The sequence below is a fragment of the Citrobacter sp. Cpo074 genome, from assembly GCF_030332745.1.
GTDB lineage: Bacteria > Pseudomonadota > Gammaproteobacteria > Enterobacterales > Enterobacteriaceae > Citrobacter > Citrobacter portucalensis.
This window is the reverse complement of record NZ_JAOWHG010000011.1, coordinates 22550-39975: the sequence shown is the minus strand read 5'-3', so window position 1 is coordinate 39975 and position 17426 is coordinate 22550. Positions and strand designations below refer to the sequence as shown.

Here is a 17426-nt window from a genome sequence, read left to right as displayed (position 1 = left end):
CGCCTCAAGGGCGCTCTTTCGACAGTACTAAGGTATCTTATTTCAGCAGTTCGGCGGTCATGTGCACGCGGTTACCGGTGTATGCCTGAGTGATTTTGTAATCGCTGGCGCCCGCACGTTCAGCCTGAGCGGCGATTTTTGCTTCAGCGCTTTCCAGCGTAGAACCGGTTGCGGTCACTGTCTGAGCAGCGAAAGAACCAAAAGAAGTAGCCAGAGCGATAACTGCGACAAAAGTTTTGATGCTTTTCATAATATAAACCCTTTAACTTAGTTGTTTGAGTAAGGCACCGTGCCTTGATGTGATAAATAATAGGCTGATACCCGAACAACTGAAAGCGGAAGGATTTGCCAGTCTTATTCAAATTATTTGAGATATAAGATGTTACGTAATCAGGAATCACAATGGCTTGCTGGCAGCCGTAGAAAAACGCAACCGGCGGGTAATTGGTTACTTCGTCAGGGTGAACCACAAAGTAAAATTCATCTTTTACATCATGGTGTGGCTCGCGCGGTTTATCACGCGGACAACGGCGTTGAAAGGGTTAAAGAGTTCTACTTTGCCGGGGAATACTGCTTTCTGTACCTGAACTGGCTAACTAACACCCCTGCCGATTACAGTCTGCAAATGATCGCCGCTGGAGAAACCACTGAAATCCCCTTAGCTTTGCTGGATGCACCGGAAAATCAGGATATTAAGACTCAGCTACTGGTCCAGCAATTGATCTACAAAGAGAAAAAAGAGCAAATGCTGCTGCTCAATACCCCAGAGCAACGCTATCAGTACGTACAAACACACTTCCCGGACTGGGAGTCACAGCTCACCCAGCGCGATCTTGCCAGCTATATCGGCATTACCCCCGTTAGCCTGTCCCGTATTCGCCAGCGTCTTAACAAAGGTTAACGCCTTACGGTGATGCGTCGATTATTGTCCCGTCACTCTTTAATAAATGACGACCACAATGAACGCATTTCTTCTTTCTCAGATGCTGGCTGGCATCAGCTTCTTACTGGATATTTCCGCTTTTCATTTTCAACGCCGGGCTATCACTTTAACGCTGCTCACCAGTTCTACGTCTCTGTTAGCTATCCATTTCTATCTTTTGGATCAACACGCTGCGGCTGGGTTAATGATCATTGCCGCATGCCGCTATGCGACGGCCATCGTCACCTTTCACCGCTGGGTGATGTGGGGATTTATGCTGGGGTCGCTGCTGTGTAGCATTTATCTTTGGCAAAATCTGTCGAGTATTTTGCCGCTGATGGGAAGCCTGCTGATGACCTTTGCGTCATTTCAAAAACGCAGCGGAAAATTACGGGGATACACCTTGTGTGGCAGCCTGTGCTGGCTGCTGAACAATGTGATTGTTGGCTCGCCAGTTGCCGTAATCATGGAACTGGCATTTTCCGGCAGTATTCTGGCCGCCTGGTGGCGTCACAGCGCGACCAGACGTTGCGGATGCGTATAGATCGTCGCCCTGCCCGGTTTGCAAAAACCCACCAGCGTCAGGTTACAACGTTCGGCAACTTCCACGGCGAGCGTTGTCGCCGCAGAAACAGCAAACAGAATCTCCACACCGCACATCGCCGACTTCTGCACCATCTCATAACTGGCGCGGCTGGAGACTAATACCGCGCCCTGTTGCCAGGTTTCCCCTTCGATTGCACGTCGTCCCAGCAGTTTATCCAACGCAACATGACGTCCAACATCTTCATGCCCGCCCGCCAGATGACCTGACGGCTGTACCCAGGCAGCCGCGTGCGTGCAGCCTGTCAGTTGCCCCACGGGTTGAAAATCGTTGAGATGTCGTAAAGCGTTATCAAGATTCGCCAGATCGAATGTCTGGGTAAACGGCAGCGGCTGGACCGGCTTGCCAATGTCATTGAGCTGCTCCACGCCACAAACGCCGCAACCGGTGCGACCGGCCAGCGCGCGACGACGCTCCTTCAGCCCCATAAAGCGACGGCTGGACAGTTCAACCTGCACTTCCAATCCGTTGCAGGAAGGCACTACGTCCATTCCGTAGATATCCTGCGGGGACTCAATAATGCCTTCAGAAAGTGAAAAACCCATCGCGAAATGCTCAAGATCTTTCGGTGATGCCATCATCACCACGTGTGAAATCCCGTTGTATACCAGCGCTACAGGCACTTCTTCAGCTACCTCATCAGGCTGAGGATGTTGCAAATCCTCGCGTTTCCAGAGGGTCAACTGACGAGATCCTGTCGGAGATGTCACATTCTTGATGTTTTCTTGAATAATCTTATTCACTTTCTTTTAACCATATTGGAACACACATACCAACATTGTGGTATTCTTTACAAACCCCTCCTGGACGGAGGGAAATTCACCCAATTCTGGACCTTTGCGGTCCCGTCCGCAAAGAAAAATAACAACCACTTCCCTCGCGTTCGCGTTATAGAAAAGCGAAGGGAACGTGACAATGTCGAAACAAGGAGCGAACCATGCAGGTCAGCAGAAGGCAGTTCTTTAAGATCTGCGCTGGCGGTATGGCAGGCACCACGGCAGCGGCACTGGGCTTTGCACCCGGCGTAGCGCTCGCGGAAACACGGCAATATAAACTGCTGCGCACCCGCGAAACCCGTAACACCTGCACCTACTGTTCCGTTGGCTGTGGACTGTTAATGTACAGTCTCGGTGACGGCGCAAAAAACGCCAAAGCATCCATCTTCCATATTGAAGGGGACCCGGATCACCCGGTGAACCGCGGCGCGCTGTGCCCGAAAGGGGCAGGACTTGTGGACTTCATCCACTCCGAAAGCCGCCTGAAATTCCCGGAATATCGCGCACCAGGCTCAGATAAGTGGCAACAGATTAGCTGGGATGAGGCATTTGACCGCATCGCTAAGCTGATGAAAGAAGACCGCGACGCTAACTACGTTGCACAAAACGCTGAAGGCGTAACCGTTAACCGCTGGCTTTCCACCGGAATGCTGTGTGCTTCCGCTTCCAGTAACGAAACCGGCTATTTAACGCAAAAATTCTCCCGCGCGCTCGGTATGCTCGCGGTCGACAACCAGGCACGCGTCTGACACGGACCAACGGTAGCAAGTCTTGCTCCAACATTTGGTCGCGGTGCGATGACCAACCACTGGGTCGACATTAAAAACGCCAACCTCGTCGTGGTGATGGGCGGTAACGCCGCTGAAGCTCACCCGGTCGGATTCCGCTGGGCGATGGAAGCCAAAATTCACAACGGCGCGAAGCTGATTGTTATCGATCCACGCTTTACGCGAACCGCTGCGGTGGCTGATTTCTATGCGCCAATTCGTTCCGGTACTGACATTGCTTTCCTGTCAGGCGTTTTGCTGTACCTGCTGAACAACGAAAAATTTAACCGCGAATACACTGAGGCCTATACCAACGCCAGCCTGATCGTGCGTGAGGATTACGGTTTCGAAGATGGCCTGTTCACCGGCTACGACGCGGACAAACGCAAGTATGACAAAACCAGTTGGAACTACGAGCTGGATGAAAAAGGCTTCGCCAAACGCGACGTCACCCTGCAACATCCGCGCTGCGTATGGAACCTGCTGAAACAGCACGTCTCCCGCTACACGCCAGACGTCGTAGAAAACATCTGCGGTACACCAAAGGCCGACTTCCTGAAGGTCTGTGAGTACATCGCAGAAACCAGCGCCAAAGATAAAACCGCGTCGTTCCTGTACGCCCTGGGCTGGACACAACACTCCGTGGGTGCGCAGAACATCCGTACCATGGCGATGATCCAGTTGCTGCTTGGCAACATGGGGATGGCAGGCGGCGGTGTTAACGCCCTGCGCGGTCACTCCAACATTCAGGGCCTGACCGACTTAGGCCTGCTGTCACAAAGCCTGCCAGGCTATATGACGCTGCCAAGCGAGAAACAAACTGACCTGCAAACCTACCTTGCAGCCAACACGCCAAAACCGTTGCTGGAAGGTCAGGTGAACTACTGGGGCAACTACCCGAAATTCTTCGTTTCGATGATGAAAGCCTTCTTTGGCGATAAAGCGACAGCGGAAAACAGCTGGGGCTTCGACTGGCTGCCGAAGTGGGATAAAGGGTACGACGTCCTGCAGTACTTCGAGATGATGAATCAGGGCAAAGTGAATGGCTATATCTGCCAGGGCTTTAACCCGGTCGCGTCATTCCCGAACAAAAACAAAGTTGTGGCTTCACTGTCCAAACTGAAGTTCCTGGTCACTATCGACCCGCTCAACACCGAGACCTCCACTTTCTGGCAGAACCACGGTGAGTCAAACGATGTTGATCCGTCGAAAATCCAGACCGAAGTATTCCGTCTGCCGTCCACCTGCTTCGCCGAAGAGAACGGTTCTATCGTTAACTCCGGTCGCTGGCTGCAGTGGCACTGGAAAGGCGCGGACGCCCCGGGGATTGCCGTTACCGATGGCGAAATCCTCGCCGGTATCTTCCTGCGTCTGCGCAAGATGTATGCCGAGCAAGGTGGCGCGAACCCGGAACAGGTGCTGAGCATGACCTGGAACTACTCCACCCCGCACGAACCAGCTTCGGAAGAAGTGGCGATGGAGAGTAACGGTAAAGCGCTGGCCGACATTACCGACCCGGCAACCGGTGCGGTTATCGTCAAGAAAGGCCAACAGCTTAGCTCGTTCGCCCAACTGCGTGACGATGGCACGACCTCCAGCGGCTGCTGGATTTTTGCCGGTAGCTGGACGCCGGAAGGCAACCAGATGGCACGTCGCGATAACGCCGACCCGTCAGGCCTTGGTAATACGCTGGGCTGGGCCTGGGCATGGCCGCTTAACCGACGCATTCTGTATAACCGCGCCTCCGCTGATCCGCAGGGGAATCCGTGGGATCCAAAACGTCAGATCCTGAAATGGGATGGGGCGAAGTGGAGCGGGATGGATATTCCGGACTACAGTGCCGCCGCACCTGGCAGCAACGTAGGGCCGTTCATCATGCAGCCGGAAGGGATGGGACGCCTGTTTGCTATCGATAAGATGGCGGAAGGTCCGTTCCCGGAACACTACGAGCCGTTTGAAACACCGCTGGGGACTAACCCACTGCACCCGAACGTTATCTCTAACCCTGCCGCGCGCATCTTTAAAGGTGACGAAGAAGCACTGGGTAAAGCAGATAAGTTCCCGTACGTCGGTACAACCTACCGTCTGACCGAGCACTTCCACTACTGGACCAAGCATGCGCTGCTGAATGCCATCGCTCAGCCGGAACAGTTTGTGGAAATTGGCGAGAAGCTGGCGAATAAGCTCGGTATCTCCCACGGCGATACCGTCAAAGTTTCCTCTAATCGCGGCTACATTAAGGCCAAGGCTGTGGTGACCAAACGTATTCGCACGCTGAAGGCTAACGGTAAGGATATCGACACTATCGGTATTCCGATTCACTGGGGCTACGAAGGTGTGGCGAAAAAAGGCTTTATCGCTAACACGTTAACGCCATTCGTCGGTGATGCGAACACGCAGACGCCGGAATTTAAGTCCTTCCTCGTGAACGTGGAAAAGGTGTAACGGAGACGACCTATGGCTTATCAATCGCAAGACATCATTCGTCGTTCCGCCACTAACGGTTTCACCCCCGCGCCTCAGGCGCGGGACCATCAGGAAGAAGTGGCGAAGCTTATCGACGTCACCACCTGTATCGGCTGTAAAGCGTGTCAGGTGGCGTGTTCTGAATGGAACGACATCCGTGATGAAGTGGGCAACAACGTTGGGGTGTACGACAACCCGGCTGATTTGACCGCCAAATCCTGGACGGTGATGCGCTTCTCGGAAGTGGAACAAAACGACAAACTGGAATGGCTTATCCGCAAGGATGGCTGTATGCACTGCGCCGATCCGGGCTGCCTGAAGGCGTGTCCGGCTGAAGGCGCAATCATTCAGTATGCCAACGGTATTGTCGACTTCCAGTCTGAGCAGTGTATCGGCTGTGGCTACTGCATCGCGGGCTGCCCGTTCGACGTGCCGCGCCTCAATCCGGAAGACAACCGCGTCTACAAATGTACGCTGTGCGTTGACCGTGTTGTGGTCGGGCAAGAACCGGCCTGCGTGAAAACCTGTCCAACCGGCGCCATTCATTTCGGCACCAAAGAGTCGATGAAAACGCTGGCAGGCGAGCGCGTGGCGGAGCTGAAAACGCGTGGTTACGAAAACGCGGGTCTGTACGATCCGGCGGGTGTTGGCGGTACGCACGTAATGTACGTATTGCACCATGCGGACAAACCGAATCTGTATCACGGCCTGCCGGAGAACCCGGAGATCAGCGCAACCGTTAAGTTCTGGAAAGGCATCTGGAAACCCCTCGCAGCCGTCGGCTTTGCAGCGACATTTGCGGCCAGCATCTTCCACTACGTCGGCGTAGGCCCGAACCGTGCGGAAGAAGAAGAAGACAATCTGCATGAAAAAGACGACGAGGTGCGCAAATGAAACGACGTGACACCATCGTGCGCTACACGGCGCCGGAACGCATCAACCACTGGATCACCGCCTTCTGCTTCATTCTGGCGGCGGTGAGCGGGATGGGCTTTCTCTTCCCGTCTTTTAACTGGCTGATGCACATCATGGGCACTCCACAACTGGCGCGAATTGTGCACCCGTTTGTCGGCGTGATCATGTTTGCCTCGTTTATCATCATGTTTTTCCGTTACTGGCACCACAATCTAATCAATCGGGATGATATCTTTTGGGCGAAGAATATTCGTAAGATTGTCGTCAACGAGGAAGTAGGTGACACGGGACGTTATAACTTCGGCCAGAAATGCGTATTCTGGGCGGCGATTATCTTCCTGGTCCTGTTGCTGGTGAGCGGAGTGGTCATCTGGCGTCCGTATTTTGCGCCTGCTTTCTCAATCCCGGTGATCCGATTCGCGTTAATGCTGCATTCATTTGCCGCAGTAGCGTTAATTGTGGTTATCATGGTGCACATTTACGCCGCCCTTTGGGTGAAAGGCACCATTACCGCGATGGTGGAAGGATGGGTTACCAGTTCATGGGCGAAGAAACATCACCCACGCTGGTACCGTGAAGTCCGCCAGAAACAGGAAAAGTCATCTGAATGAGTATTCGCATAATCCCGCAAGATGAGCTGGAGAAGAGCGAGAAACGCACGGCGGATATGATTCCGCCGTTATTATTCCCCAGACTCAAAAATTTGTATAACCGCCGCGCTGAGCGCCTGCGCGAGCTGGCCGAGAACAACCCGCTGGGCGACTTCCTGCGCTTTGCCGCGCTGATTGCCCACGCGCAGGAAGTGGTGTTGTACGACCATCCGCTGCAGATGGATCTGACCGCTCGCATCAAAGAAGCGAACGATCAGGGCAAACCGCCGCTGGATATCCACGTTCTGCCACGCGACAAGCACTGGCAAAAACTGCTGCAATCGTTAATTGCTGAGCTGAAACCAGAAATGAGCGGCCCTGCGCTTGCCGTGATCGAAAATCTGGAAAAAGCCTCAGAGCAGGAACTGGAGCTGATGGCCAGCGCGCTGTTTGCCTCTGATTTCGCCTCCGTCAGCAGCGATAAAGCGCCGTTCATTTGGGCTGCCCTGTCGCTCTACTGGGCGCAGATGGCAAGCCTGATCCCCGGCAAAGCCCGTGCGGAATACGGTGAACAGCGTCAGTACTGCCCGGTGTGTGGTTCAATGCCGGTCTCCAGCATGGTGCAAATCGGTACCACTCAGGGGCTGCGTTATCTGCACTGCAACCTGTGTGAAACCGAGTGGCACGTGGTGCGCGTGAAATGCAGCAACTGCGAGCAAAGCCGTGATTTGAACTACTGGTCGCTGGATAACGAACAGGCGGCAATTAAAGCTGAAAGCTGCGGCGACTGTGGGACTTATCTGAAGATTCTCTATCAGGAAAAAGACCCTAAAGTTGAAGCCGTGGCTGACGATCTCGCTTCACTGATGCTGGACGCGCACATGGAGCAAGAGGGCTTTGCCCGCAGCTCTATCAACCCGTTCCTGTTCCCGGGTGAAGGGGAGTAAGTTTTAAGATCTTCCCCCGGCAATTGAACCAAACTGCCGGGGATTATCTTAGTGCCTGAATGACATGTTTTGGATCATTGGCAATAGCACGTAACAACGCTTTTGCTGGACCGGTCGGTGAACGACGCCCTTGCTCCCAATTTCGCAACGTATCCACGCTTACCGATATCAAATCTGCGAAACGAGTCTGTGATAATCCTGAAGACTGGCGAATTTCCTTTATTTTCATGGCGTCAATATGAAAGGTACGGGAAGGTTGTCGCGTTCCTTCAGCGATCTCATTCATCTGAACCATACTTTGAGTTAATCGCTCAAATAGTGCCTTATCCATTTACCACCTCTCATTCAACATACGCAGCAGCACTTTTTCTTGTGGAGTCAGATCATCCTTGATCCCTTTCTGATAAATCAGCAACAATCGAATTTGTGATTTTCTGATTTGATGAAAGTAAATGATCCTCACACCGCTACGTTTGCCTTTCCCTCGCGCTCTCCAGCGAACCTTTCTCAGTCCACCCGTTTCTTGTATCAGATCGCCACAATCAGGCTGAATCGCAAGGAATATCTGTAATCTACGGTATTCATCATCATCCAGTAATTTTTTGACGTCTTCAGTGAAGATTTCCGTTTCTATGAATAGCATTTTAGTACGCCATTGGACTATATTAATAGAAATTAACTATACGTCAATGGCGTATAGTACATTTTCCTCACAATACAGAATTCAAACAGCAGAAACCAATGACGGTATTTAATCTGCGAGCAGCTTTCCAGAATCATAACCCCCCCCATTTTTCCCATTTTCATTCTTAGTTATCCAGGTTATAAACCTGTATATCCATACAGATAAGGGGATGTGAAAATGGCACTGGAAAGCGGGATTGCACAGCTGGTTGAGGCATTTATCGCGGCGGGACGTCCTTCTTCGCGCGAGCAGAATATTGATGACCGGAGAGCAGGCTACATCGCCAGCACGGTACTGGCCGGAGACACTGAAACCCGCGTACAGGTTGAAGATATTGAACTCGATGCCATGATGTTTCGCGTAGTTTCGCCGCGGGGCTGCACGGGAAATCTCCCCTGCGTTATCTATTATCACGGCGGCTGCTTTGTCAGCGGCGGATTTACCACTCATGATAACCAGCTAAGGCAACTCGCCTGGTACAGCGGCTGTCGGGTCATTGCGGTGCAGTATCGCCTCGCACCAGAGCACATCTTCCCGGCAGCACATAACGATGCTGAATCGGGGGCCAATATTATCTGGAAGTATGCCAAGAAACTGGGAGTAGACCGGGACAACATTACGCTGGCTGGCGACAGCGCTGGCGGGCATCTGGCGCTGGTCACCGCACTACGCCTGAAAGCTACCAGGCAATGGCAACCTGCGCAGCTTATGCTGATCTACCCGATGCTGGATGCAACCGCCAGCTTTGCGAGCTATGACCATAATGGACAGGATTACATTATCACCCGCGACACACTGCTGTCGGGCTACGAGATGTATATGCCGCAAACCGATCCATTGCATCCCGAAGTCAGCCCGCTCTGGCGCGAAGACTTCAACGGTTTACCGCCCACGCACATCATTACAGCTGAATTCGACCCACTGCGAGATGAAGGTGAGGCCCTGTATCAACGGTTCCAGGAGCAGGGCGTGGATTGCACCTGCCAACGCTATCTCGGTGTTATCCACGGATTTTTCCAGCTAGCAGGGGTGAGTCAAGCGGCACGAAGCGCAATGCGGGATGTTGCCTGGCGCGCCATAAATTCTACAGCAGTAAGACATGCTTAATTAATATAGTGTTTTCATCTTGTAAACTTAATTGCGTTGCGTTATTTTGTTTTCAGGTTGAAAACCTTGTAATGGAACTACACCGTGCATGTTATCAGCCGAAAACCTTTTAACGAGGCAATGCTCATGTATCCAAATCATCAGCTTGCTCTCGCTGATTTACTGAATGTTTTGGAGAAAAAAACATTCATTCAGCCTGAAGAGATGAAGCAGTATATTCCTTCACTGGATAATTTTAAGTACAGAGATAAATGGTGGGTGATTGATGTTTCTGGTAACAGCCTAAGACTCATCTCCTACATAGATTTCAGGTCACATAAGATATTTGTCAAACATATCGTTTCCCATGCCGAATATGACAAACTGACAGCATATTATCGGGGTAATAAAGAATGAGAACGCATCGTCATATGGATGCAGCCAGCGCAAAAAAGATTGTTGATACCTTCAGCGATGCGGTAAAAACCATCCCACTGTTGGGGGAAGACCGAAATGACACTGAGTATCGCAGGGCACTTGCGCTAGTGGAGTATCTGGTCGACCACGACGATCTTGAAAACCCACTATTTGAATTGCTCTGTGCCCGAATCAGTAAATATGAAAAACATGCGCCGGAATTCAAAGCACTCAACCAACACCTGGAGAAAACACCCTCTGGCGTTTCAGTATTGCGTACGCTCATGGACCAATACAGTCTCAAAGCAGCAGACCTTGCCAACGAACTCGGTTCAAAATCGAACGTCAGCAACATCTTAAATGGTCGCAGAGCACTGACTGTAAGCCATATTAAAGCGCTTGCAGAACGCTTTAATCTTCCGGCAGACGCATTCATCGAGTAGAGAAGATACCCTCTGACTTACTCTTCCTCGTTCCCGCCTTCTTCATATGCGCCAAACGGTTTTGCGGGTAGCACAATGTAAGTGCCTTCAAACACCACACCCGGCGTGTCGTCGCCAAATACCCCGACCTGCATCTGAACGCGCGCCTTACGACCTCTTGCCAGACGATCCAGGTCTCCGCTCAGCGAGCCCAGATCGGCGATGGCTGTAGGTTTCCCGGTGATCGGCCTGCTGTACCGTATATGCGCGTCAGCAAGGATTATCGTCCCGCCGAGATGACGCTCGCGCAGCATTAGCCAGATTAGCCCCCAGCCCGTTAGCGTCGCCAGTGAAAACAGGCTCCCGGCAAACAGCGTATGGTGCGGGTTCTGATTGCCCGTCTCGGGCATCGTGGTGATAAATTTCTGCCCGGTATATTGCTGAATGCGCACACCCATTTTCTCGCTTAATGGAATATGTTCGTACCAGGCTTGCTGTAGTTGTCCGCACCAGTCCCCGCGATGGAGAATGTCGTCCAGCGTCGCGATGGGTTTAATCATCAAAAAGTGACGCACCGGCGTGGTTTGCGGCGTAGTGATTTCTCCCTGGCTCACAAACCCCAGTTTGGCAAAAAATTCGACCGCATCTTCACGGGCGCTACAGGTTACGCGTTTTACCCCTTCCTGACGCGCCACAGACTCCAGGGTCATCGCCATCAGCGTGCCCAACCCTTTCTCCTGCACGGAGGGGTCAACGGCCATAAAGCGTATGGAGGCTTCGTTATCCGCATTGATGTACAGACGTCCTACTGCGACCAGATTCCCCTCTTCGTCCACCACCATCTGGTGATGCGCCATCGCATCCCAGGCATCCCGTTCGGAGCCTTTAGGCTGGTGCAACGGTTTACGCAGCATCTCCCAGCGAAACTGGTAGTAACGCTCCAATTCTTCTTCTGTTTGCGGTACTCGAAGGTGATACATCGTCGTATTCTCTCTTGTTGTCCGCGGCCACACCGGTAGCTGGTTCATACTTGTAACCAGAACGTCACGGGGCCATCATTAACCAGTGAAACCTGCATATCCGCAGCGAATCGACCGGTTTGCGTATTCATTTCCTGTTGGCGGCAACGCTCAACAAAGTACTCATACAGCGCCTCTGCACGATCGGGCGCAGCCCCTTTTGAAAACCCCGGGCGCATGCCGCGTTCGGTATCTGCCGCCAGCGTGAACTGTGAAACCACCAGCACGCTGCCCCCTGACTGCTGCACGTTAAGGTTCATTTTGCCTTCGGCATCGCTAAAGATTCGATAGCCGAGTACGCGCTCGCACAGGCGGTTCGCTTTCTGTTCGTCATCATCCCTTTCGACACCTAACAGGACCAAAAGTCCTGGGCCAATTTCACCCGTCACCTCGCCCTCCACGGTGACGCTGGCACGGGTTACGCGCTGAATTAATGCAATCATGGTTGCTCTGCTTCTTCTTGTTCTGCGGCTTGTTTAAGTTTGCGGTATTCCCCGAGAGTGACAGTTATTTCCGCGCCTAGCAAGACGATACACCAGGTCCAGTATACCCAGACGAATAAAATGGGGATCACCGCCAGGACACCGTAAATGAGCTGATAAGACGGGAACATCGTGATATAGAGCGCAAATCCTTTCTTTCCGGTTTCGAACAACACAGCGGCCACAAAGGCGCCAATAACCGCATCACGGTTAGGTACACGTGTAGTCGGTACGATGCTGTAAAGCAGCCAGAAAGAGAGCCAGGAGAGCACCAGCGGGAAAATACGCAGGACGTTATCGATCACCGTGTTGAGATCGCTGGCCCAGCGCAATGACAACAGATAAGAGCTGATTGCCAGACTGGCCCCCGCCAGCAGCGGCCCCAGCGTTAAAATCATCCAGTAGACGGCGAAAGAGTAAACTTTAGGCCGAGTACGCTTGCTACGCCAGATAGTATTCAGCGCGTTATCAATGGAATACATCAGTAATAGCGCTGTCACAATCAACCCGCACGCCCCAACGGCCGTCATTTTGTTCGAGTTGGCAACGAACTGTTCGATATAACGCTGAATGACATCTCCCGTCGCCGGGATAAAGTTTGCGAAAATGAAATGACGTAGCTGGACGCTGACGTCAGAAAACATCGGAAATGCAGCGAAAAGCGCAAAAACTACGGCAATAAGCGGCACTAATGAGAGCAATGAGACATAGGCAAGATTCCCTGCCAGCGTCGTCATGTTGTCCTCATCAATCCGCTGCCATAGTAGCTTCAGCCAGGCCCGAACAGGACGCGTATGGTGCCTGGCTTGTTGCTGAACATTTTTTAGCATAGCAACTTCGCGAAATAGTCCGGAATGGTCGTTTTATCGACAACCTGGATGCTGGTAATCCCTAACCGATTAGCCCCTTCAATATTATCGGCGTTGTCGTCGAAAAATACCGCCTCATGCGCAGAAAAACCTTCAGACTGCAGGACATGCTGGTAAATCCGCGCTTCCGGTTTACGCATGCCAAGATCCTGGGAAAGGTAAATATGGTCAGCAGCCTGACGGATTTCGGGGTATTCGTCCGGCCAAAACGTCGTGTGCAGACGGTTAGTATTCGACAAGACGACCACCCGATGCCCCTGCTCACGCAGCTTTTGCATGATGTCGATGACTTCAGGACGCAAGGCAACAAAAACGGCCTGCCAGCCGTGGGAGAACTGCTCATAGCTTAGCGGTAGCGCCATGTCATGACATAGCGCTTCGGCAAAGGCTTCATCCGTTATTTCACCTCGCTCGTGCTGGTGAAAAGCCTCTCCCATGGTGAAACTTTGCTTTAACGAAGCCAGCGGTACACGGCTCAGATCGCTCCAAGTACCTAACACGCGATTGAAGTCGATATCGACAATCACATTACCCAAATCAAAGATATAGAGCATGCCCTTCTCCTTATTCGCCGTGGATGAATAACTGTAGCGGGAAAGGAGAAGTTTGACTATGAGTCCCTGTCGGGATTATTGGCTAAGCCATCAGAATTCCTGTGTAAATTGCCAGCGCGACTCAATCACCAACGGAAGACCTGCACTGACAAACTGCGGTGTCCTATTTATCGCATTTGGCGCCTGAGTAAGCGGATTGACACATGTTGCGTCGGGCTGTTTGTCAAAAACAACCAGGCTTTGCGCACTCGATGTCATCGTCATACTCAGCTTACCTGGCCACTGTAATCTGACATTGAGACCATCATTAAAACCAAAGCAGTCATCCCACGGGCCTGATTGTGGGGGGATTTTATTACCTGTTGGTAACTCATTATTCCCGGCTTCTTCCTGCCAGTCGGCCTTAAAACATACCAGTAATTCATCTTCTTCATTCTGCTGGCCCAGTTGTTTTGCAAACCAGGGGTGCCATCCAGCAGATGCCGGAAAAGTTTCAGACATGGTGTGAATTTCAAGTCGCAGAATTAACGCATCGTCTTCAAGAGTCAACGTCTGCAGGACCTCTCCTTGCCAGGGCCAAGGAGCGCCCAGTAGCATGCGCAGTTTCAAGGTATCCGCTTTATGTTCGACAATTTCCCATGATGAATAACAGGCCATACCATGTAGAGCATGAGGCGGTTTGTTAGCAGGTAATACATACTGTTTCTCCCCCACGGTCAATGTTGCATCGCCAAGGCGACCTGCCCAAGGAACCATAGGAAAGCAGCCATACTGAAATGCTTTACGCTGTGGCTCCCATTGACGTAACACTTCAAAACCAAACGCCTGAAGCGAGGTGATTCTGGCACCATCGCGCGGAAAAATTTGCAGACGTAGATGTCCTTTTTCCAGAAAAATAGGTTGGCCGATCGGTCCCGGCCAGGCGGTATCAAAAGCACGTTGTAATGCTTGATAATGCTCAGTATTCAATTCATTGTTCATGTTATTGCTCTCTGATATTTCGGTAAGAAGTTAAATGTTATTAGCGTCATTTTTATTGTCTGAATGTGGCTCGATAAGCCAGACGCAAATGAATGAAAGTATTGAGATAACAAACAGAAACAGTGCTACATACCACGGTTTCCCGCCTCCCAGCGCCAACAAGCTGGAGGCAATGAGCGGGCTTAACCCACCCAGAATTGCTGAGAACTGATAGGCAAAGGAAAGACCCGTATAGCGCACTCGTGTTCCGAACATACGGGTAAATAAGGTGGGTTGTACTGCAAACATCATCGTTGGCCCCAGGTTATAGCCAAGGATCATGCAGCACCAGATGATAAGTGTGCTTTTCGTATCCAGCAGCAGGAAGAATGGAAATGCAAAAAGGATGCAAAAACCAGCGCCAAATAAATACATCTTCCGTTGCCCAACGCGGTCAGAGATCCAACCAATTAATGGACAACACACAATGCCAATTGCTGAGGCGATTAGCATGCCGTTGAGTGGAATATCCCTTGATAATGCCAACTGGCTGGAAATATAGACAATACCAAAGGCATTAATGATGTTCGACGAAACGCTCTCCGCCAGCCTGGCCCCTAGCGCCAACAGAATATTCCGTGGATGCTTACGGAAAAGTTCAATCAACGGTGGTGCTGATTGTTCCTGTGAGACAGCCGTTTTTTGTTTTTTAAAATCCAGTGTTTCTTCAGTATGTAACCGTATGAACATCCCAACAATTAACATGATGGCAGATAGCCAAAAAGGGATACGCCATCCCCAGGCCAGAAACTCTTCCTGGGTCAGGAAGTGATTGCATAATGCAAACACCCCTGTCGCCAGCATAATCCCAACTGAGGCTGCCGTTTGTGGGAGCGAACCTAAAAACCCGCGCTTCGCCTCAGGCGCAGATTCAATAGTCATCAATGCAGCCCCGCCATATTCCCCACCCAGACCGAACCCCTGAACCAGGCGCAGAACCATCAATATAATCGGGGCCCAGATCCCAATATCCTGGTATGTTGGAATGAAACCGATTAAAAACGTTGAGGAACCAACTATCGCTAACGTCCAAATCAACGTTATTTTGCGACCGACTTTATCGCCAAAGTGGCCAAAAACAATGCCTCCAAGCGGACGTGACAGAAAACCCACACCAAAGGTGGCGAATGCGGCGATTAAACCAATAAAAGGATCGCTATCAGGGAAAAACAGGGGAGCAAAGACTAGCCCTGCCGCCGTTCCGAAAATAAAAAAATCGTACCATTCCATCAACGCGCCAGCGAAACTGCCCATGACAACGCGTCTCATGGCTTTGCCGGATAGCTCTTTCCCTGGTACATGTTCTATTTCAGCCATAATTTTCCTCTCCGGGTCGGCGAGAAATCTGCGCAATAAAATCACTAAAAAAGCGGCGGATTTATACGAAAAAGCGCGTCGACATGTTGCGACGCGCTTGCTTGTTATTTATCCAACTCAGCCAGTACCTCAGCGTCTTCAGCGTCAACGTTTGCACCAAGTGGTTCCCACTTAATCAACACGCATGTCAGGAAGCCGAGAAAAGGAACAATTGCCAGCCAATAGAACGCTTCTGTCTTTAATGCACCCCACAACATAGGCCAGAAAATAAGTCCGGCAATCGCCCCAGTACGCATAATTGCACGAGCAAATCCTACGCCTGTCGGGCGAATAGATGGCGGATAAGAAAGTGTGGCAATGGTCATTCCCAGGCCGCCCGGGCCCGCTGAATGGAAGAAAATGATTGCGCCCAACAAACCTAAAGAAAGCCATGGGTTGGTGGTTGCTAATGCACCTAAAGCCAGTAATGCAACCGTTACGACGGCGAAACCATACATCGACTGAAGGCGAGTTCCCAAACGCTGGAGGATAAGAGAACCAATCAATCCACCTGTAATGCCACACAGGGCATTCACTACCGCAGAACCGCTAAGAGCCCCGGTTAATCCACCGCTCAGTATTCCCGCCAAAGTCAGCGGTAAATAAACACCCACGGCGTTATATTGCCAGGCTTGCATCGTCGCCACAACGCAGCCGAGAATAGTGCGTTTGCGATAACGTGAGTTAAATAAAATCCCATAGCCGCCATGAAACTTACTTTCTGTTTTTTCAGCAGAAAAATCATCGTTTTTTGGTTTGGCAGCAACGCGAGCATGAACACCATAGCGTTTAGCCAGAATATCGCAGGCTTTATCATAACGTCCGACTCGTGCGGCCCACATTGCAGACTCACCGATGAAGAAATAACGCAGAATCATGATAATGACGGCAAAAATAGCACCAATGAAAATACCATAGCGCCATAATTGCTCTTCCGCGATACCCGACAACAACAGTGGAAGCAGCACAAGATAGACGACCGTAGTTGATACATACCAGGCCATTTGCCAGAGATTAACTGACGAACCGGTTTTCTTAGATGTTGAGCCGCGTAGTTCTGCCACCGCATTTGTTGCCAGCGGGAAATCAATACCCAAGCCAAATCCCATGATTACGCGACACACCAGCACCCACCAGATGTTCGGGGCTATCGCGACAGCTGCGGCACCTATTGTGCACAGGCCCATTCCGATGATAAATGCACGCTTTTGACCAAAGCGGTTAATCACACGGTTCGCCAGTAATCCACCAATCAGGGCGGCGACTAAAACAGAGGCGTTAACCGTCGCCGCCAGCCCCGGTGAAATACCAAATTGCAATGCGATATATTTATTACCAAAACCCACCATCGCCGCCTGATAGGCATCAATTAGAATGCCACCAAGAGCGATAAAAATGACGCCGACACTGGTGTTTACTGCTGAATGTTTATTAACAATATCAATCACGTCCTGGGGACGACCGATCGAGTAAGGTGTAGGACTGGTGATGTGACTCATCGCAGCATCCTTTTTCATTGTTGTAGGATG

General features: G+C 51.4%; 20 protein-coding genes. 9 read left to right on the top strand and 11 right to left on the bottom strand.

Annotated features, from left to right (window positions below; all coding sequences use genetic code 11):
* Positions 1-37 precede the first annotated feature (37 nt).
* Entirely contained in the window at positions 38-250 is a 213-nt protein-coding gene (locus tag OGX83_RS00245) for a YdgH/BhsA/McbA family protein (RefSeq protein ID WP_003825262.1), read from the bottom strand.
* A 129-nt stretch (positions 251-379) separates the two neighbouring features.
* On the opposite strand from OGX83_RS00245, the gene OGX83_RS00240 reads away from it, so the two are divergent.
* Positions 380-901, top strand: coding sequence for a Crp/Fnr family transcriptional regulator (locus OGX83_RS00240; protein WP_100271687.1), 522 nt, complete (start codon positions 380-382; stop codon positions 899-901).
* Positions 902-959: 58 nt separating this feature from the next.
* Positions 960-1466, top strand: coding sequence for a YgjV family protein (locus OGX83_RS00235; RefSeq protein WP_032945569.1), 507 nt, complete (start codon positions 960-962; stop codon positions 1464-1466).
* Here the strand turns inward: OGX83_RS00235 and fdhD are convergent.
* Complete coding sequence (gene fdhD / locus OGX83_RS00230; protein ID WP_071992584.1) at positions 1433-2269, bottom strand: formate dehydrogenase accessory sulfurtransferase FdhD; 837 nt, start codon at positions 2267-2269, stop codon at positions 1433-1435. The two genes, OGX83_RS00235 and fdhD, sit on opposite strands and share 34 nt — an antisense overlap.
* Positions 2270-2463: 194 nt before the next feature.
* Between fdhD and fdnG the strand changes: the two genes are divergently transcribed.
* From fdnG to fdhE, 4 genes are read left to right on the top strand one after another with little or no spacing between them, the layout of a single operon-like run.
* Positions 2464-5514 carry a formate dehydrogenase-N subunit alpha gene (gene fdnG / locus OGX83_RS00225; protein ID WP_100247862.1) on the top strand — a complete coding sequence of 1017 codons (3051 nt, stop codon included), beginning with the start codon at positions 2464-2466 and terminating at the stop codon, positions 5512-5514.
* Between the two features lie 12 nt (positions 5515-5526).
* Positions 5527-6429, top strand: a complete 903-nt coding sequence (fdoH, locus tag OGX83_RS00220) for a formate dehydrogenase O subunit beta (protein WP_003825273.1) — start codon at positions 5527-5529, stop codon at positions 6427-6429.
* Positions 6426-7061, top strand: coding sequence for a formate dehydrogenase cytochrome b556 subunit (fdoI, locus tag OGX83_RS00215; protein ID WP_003028686.1), 636 nt, complete (start codon positions 6426-6428; stop codon positions 7059-7061). Before fdoH ends, fdoI begins: the two co-directional genes overlap by 4 nt.
* Positions 7058-7987 (top strand): formate dehydrogenase accessory protein FdhE, encoded by a 930-nt coding sequence (gene fdhE, locus OGX83_RS00210; protein ID WP_286574073.1) that lies wholly within the window; start codon positions 7058-7060, stop codon positions 7985-7987. The genes fdoI and fdhE overlap by 4 nt, the downstream gene beginning before the upstream one ends.
* A gap of 43 nt (positions 7988-8030) precedes the next feature.
* On the opposite strand, the gene nadS is transcribed toward fdhE, so the two are convergent.
* Together nadS and OGX83_RS00200 are read right to left on the bottom strand one after the other, a co-directional pair.
* Positions 8031-8318 carry a NadS family protein gene (nadS, locus tag OGX83_RS00205; protein WP_038635893.1) on the bottom strand — a complete coding sequence of 96 codons (288 nt, stop codon included), beginning with the start codon at positions 8316-8318 and terminating at the stop codon, positions 8031-8033.
* A complete protein-coding gene (locus tag OGX83_RS00200) occupies positions 8319-8630 on the bottom strand; it encodes a hypothetical protein (RefSeq protein WP_060683044.1) in 312 nt (103 codons plus the stop codon).
* Between the two features lie 219 nt (positions 8631-8849).
* Here OGX83_RS00200 and OGX83_RS00195 point away from each other — a divergent pair, with 219 nt between their 5' ends.
* From OGX83_RS00195 to OGX83_RS00185, 3 genes are all read left to right on the top strand, one after another.
* Entirely contained in the window at positions 8850-9779 is a 930-nt protein-coding gene (locus tag OGX83_RS00195; protein ID WP_111466282.1) for an alpha/beta hydrolase, read from the top strand.
* An 84-nt stretch (positions 9780-9863) separates the two neighbouring features.
* Positions 9864-10175 (top strand): type II toxin-antitoxin system HigB family toxin, encoded by a 312-nt coding sequence (locus OGX83_RS00190; RefSeq protein ID WP_048215202.1) that lies wholly within the window; start codon positions 9864-9866, stop codon positions 10173-10175.
* Positions 10172-10618 carry a helix-turn-helix domain-containing protein gene (locus OGX83_RS00185; protein WP_048215203.1) on the top strand — a complete coding sequence of 149 codons (447 nt, stop codon included), beginning with the start codon at positions 10172-10174 and terminating at the stop codon, positions 10616-10618. The genes OGX83_RS00190 and OGX83_RS00185 overlap by 4 nt, the downstream gene beginning before the upstream one ends.
* Before the next feature lie 17 nt (positions 10619-10635).
* Here the strand turns inward: OGX83_RS00185 and fabY are convergent, their stop codons facing one another.
* The 7 genes from fabY to OGX83_RS00150 form a co-directional block, all read right to left on the bottom strand.
* On the bottom strand, positions 10636-11577 hold the full coding sequence (gene fabY / locus OGX83_RS00180; RefSeq protein WP_003825286.1) for a fatty acid biosynthesis protein FabY: 942 nt from the start codon (positions 11575-11577) through the stop codon (positions 10636-10638).
* Positions 11578-11621: 44 nt separating this feature from the next.
* On the bottom strand, positions 11622-12059 hold the full coding sequence (gene dtd, locus OGX83_RS00175) for a D-aminoacyl-tRNA deacylase (RefSeq protein WP_003825289.1): 438 nt from the start codon (positions 12057-12059) through the stop codon (positions 11622-11624).
* Positions 12056-12928, bottom strand: a complete 873-nt coding sequence (locus OGX83_RS00170; RefSeq protein WP_008786998.1) for a virulence factor BrkB family protein — start codon at positions 12926-12928, stop codon at positions 12056-12058. Before OGX83_RS00170 ends, dtd begins: the two co-directional genes overlap by 4 nt.
* Positions 12922-13521, bottom strand: a complete 600-nt coding sequence (gene yihX, locus OGX83_RS00165; RefSeq protein ID WP_008786997.1) for a glucose-1-phosphatase — start codon at positions 13519-13521, stop codon at positions 12922-12924. Before yihX ends, OGX83_RS00170 begins: the two co-directional genes overlap by 7 nt.
* 90 nt (positions 13522-13611) lie before the next feature.
* A complete protein-coding gene (locus OGX83_RS00160; protein ID WP_235125979.1) occupies positions 13612-14502 on the bottom strand; it encodes an aldose epimerase family protein in 891 nt (296 codons plus the stop codon).
* A gap of 30 nt (positions 14503-14532) precedes the next feature.
* Positions 14533-15858 carry an MFS transporter gene (locus OGX83_RS00155; RefSeq protein ID WP_048215206.1) on the bottom strand — a complete coding sequence of 442 codons (1326 nt, stop codon included), beginning with the start codon at positions 15856-15858 and terminating at the stop codon, positions 14533-14535.
* Positions 15859-15962: 104 nt separating this feature from the next.
* A complete protein-coding gene (locus OGX83_RS00150; protein ID WP_008786994.1) occupies positions 15963-17396 on the bottom strand; it encodes an MFS transporter in 1434 nt (477 codons plus the stop codon).
* Between the last annotated feature and the right edge of the window lie 30 nt (positions 17397-17426).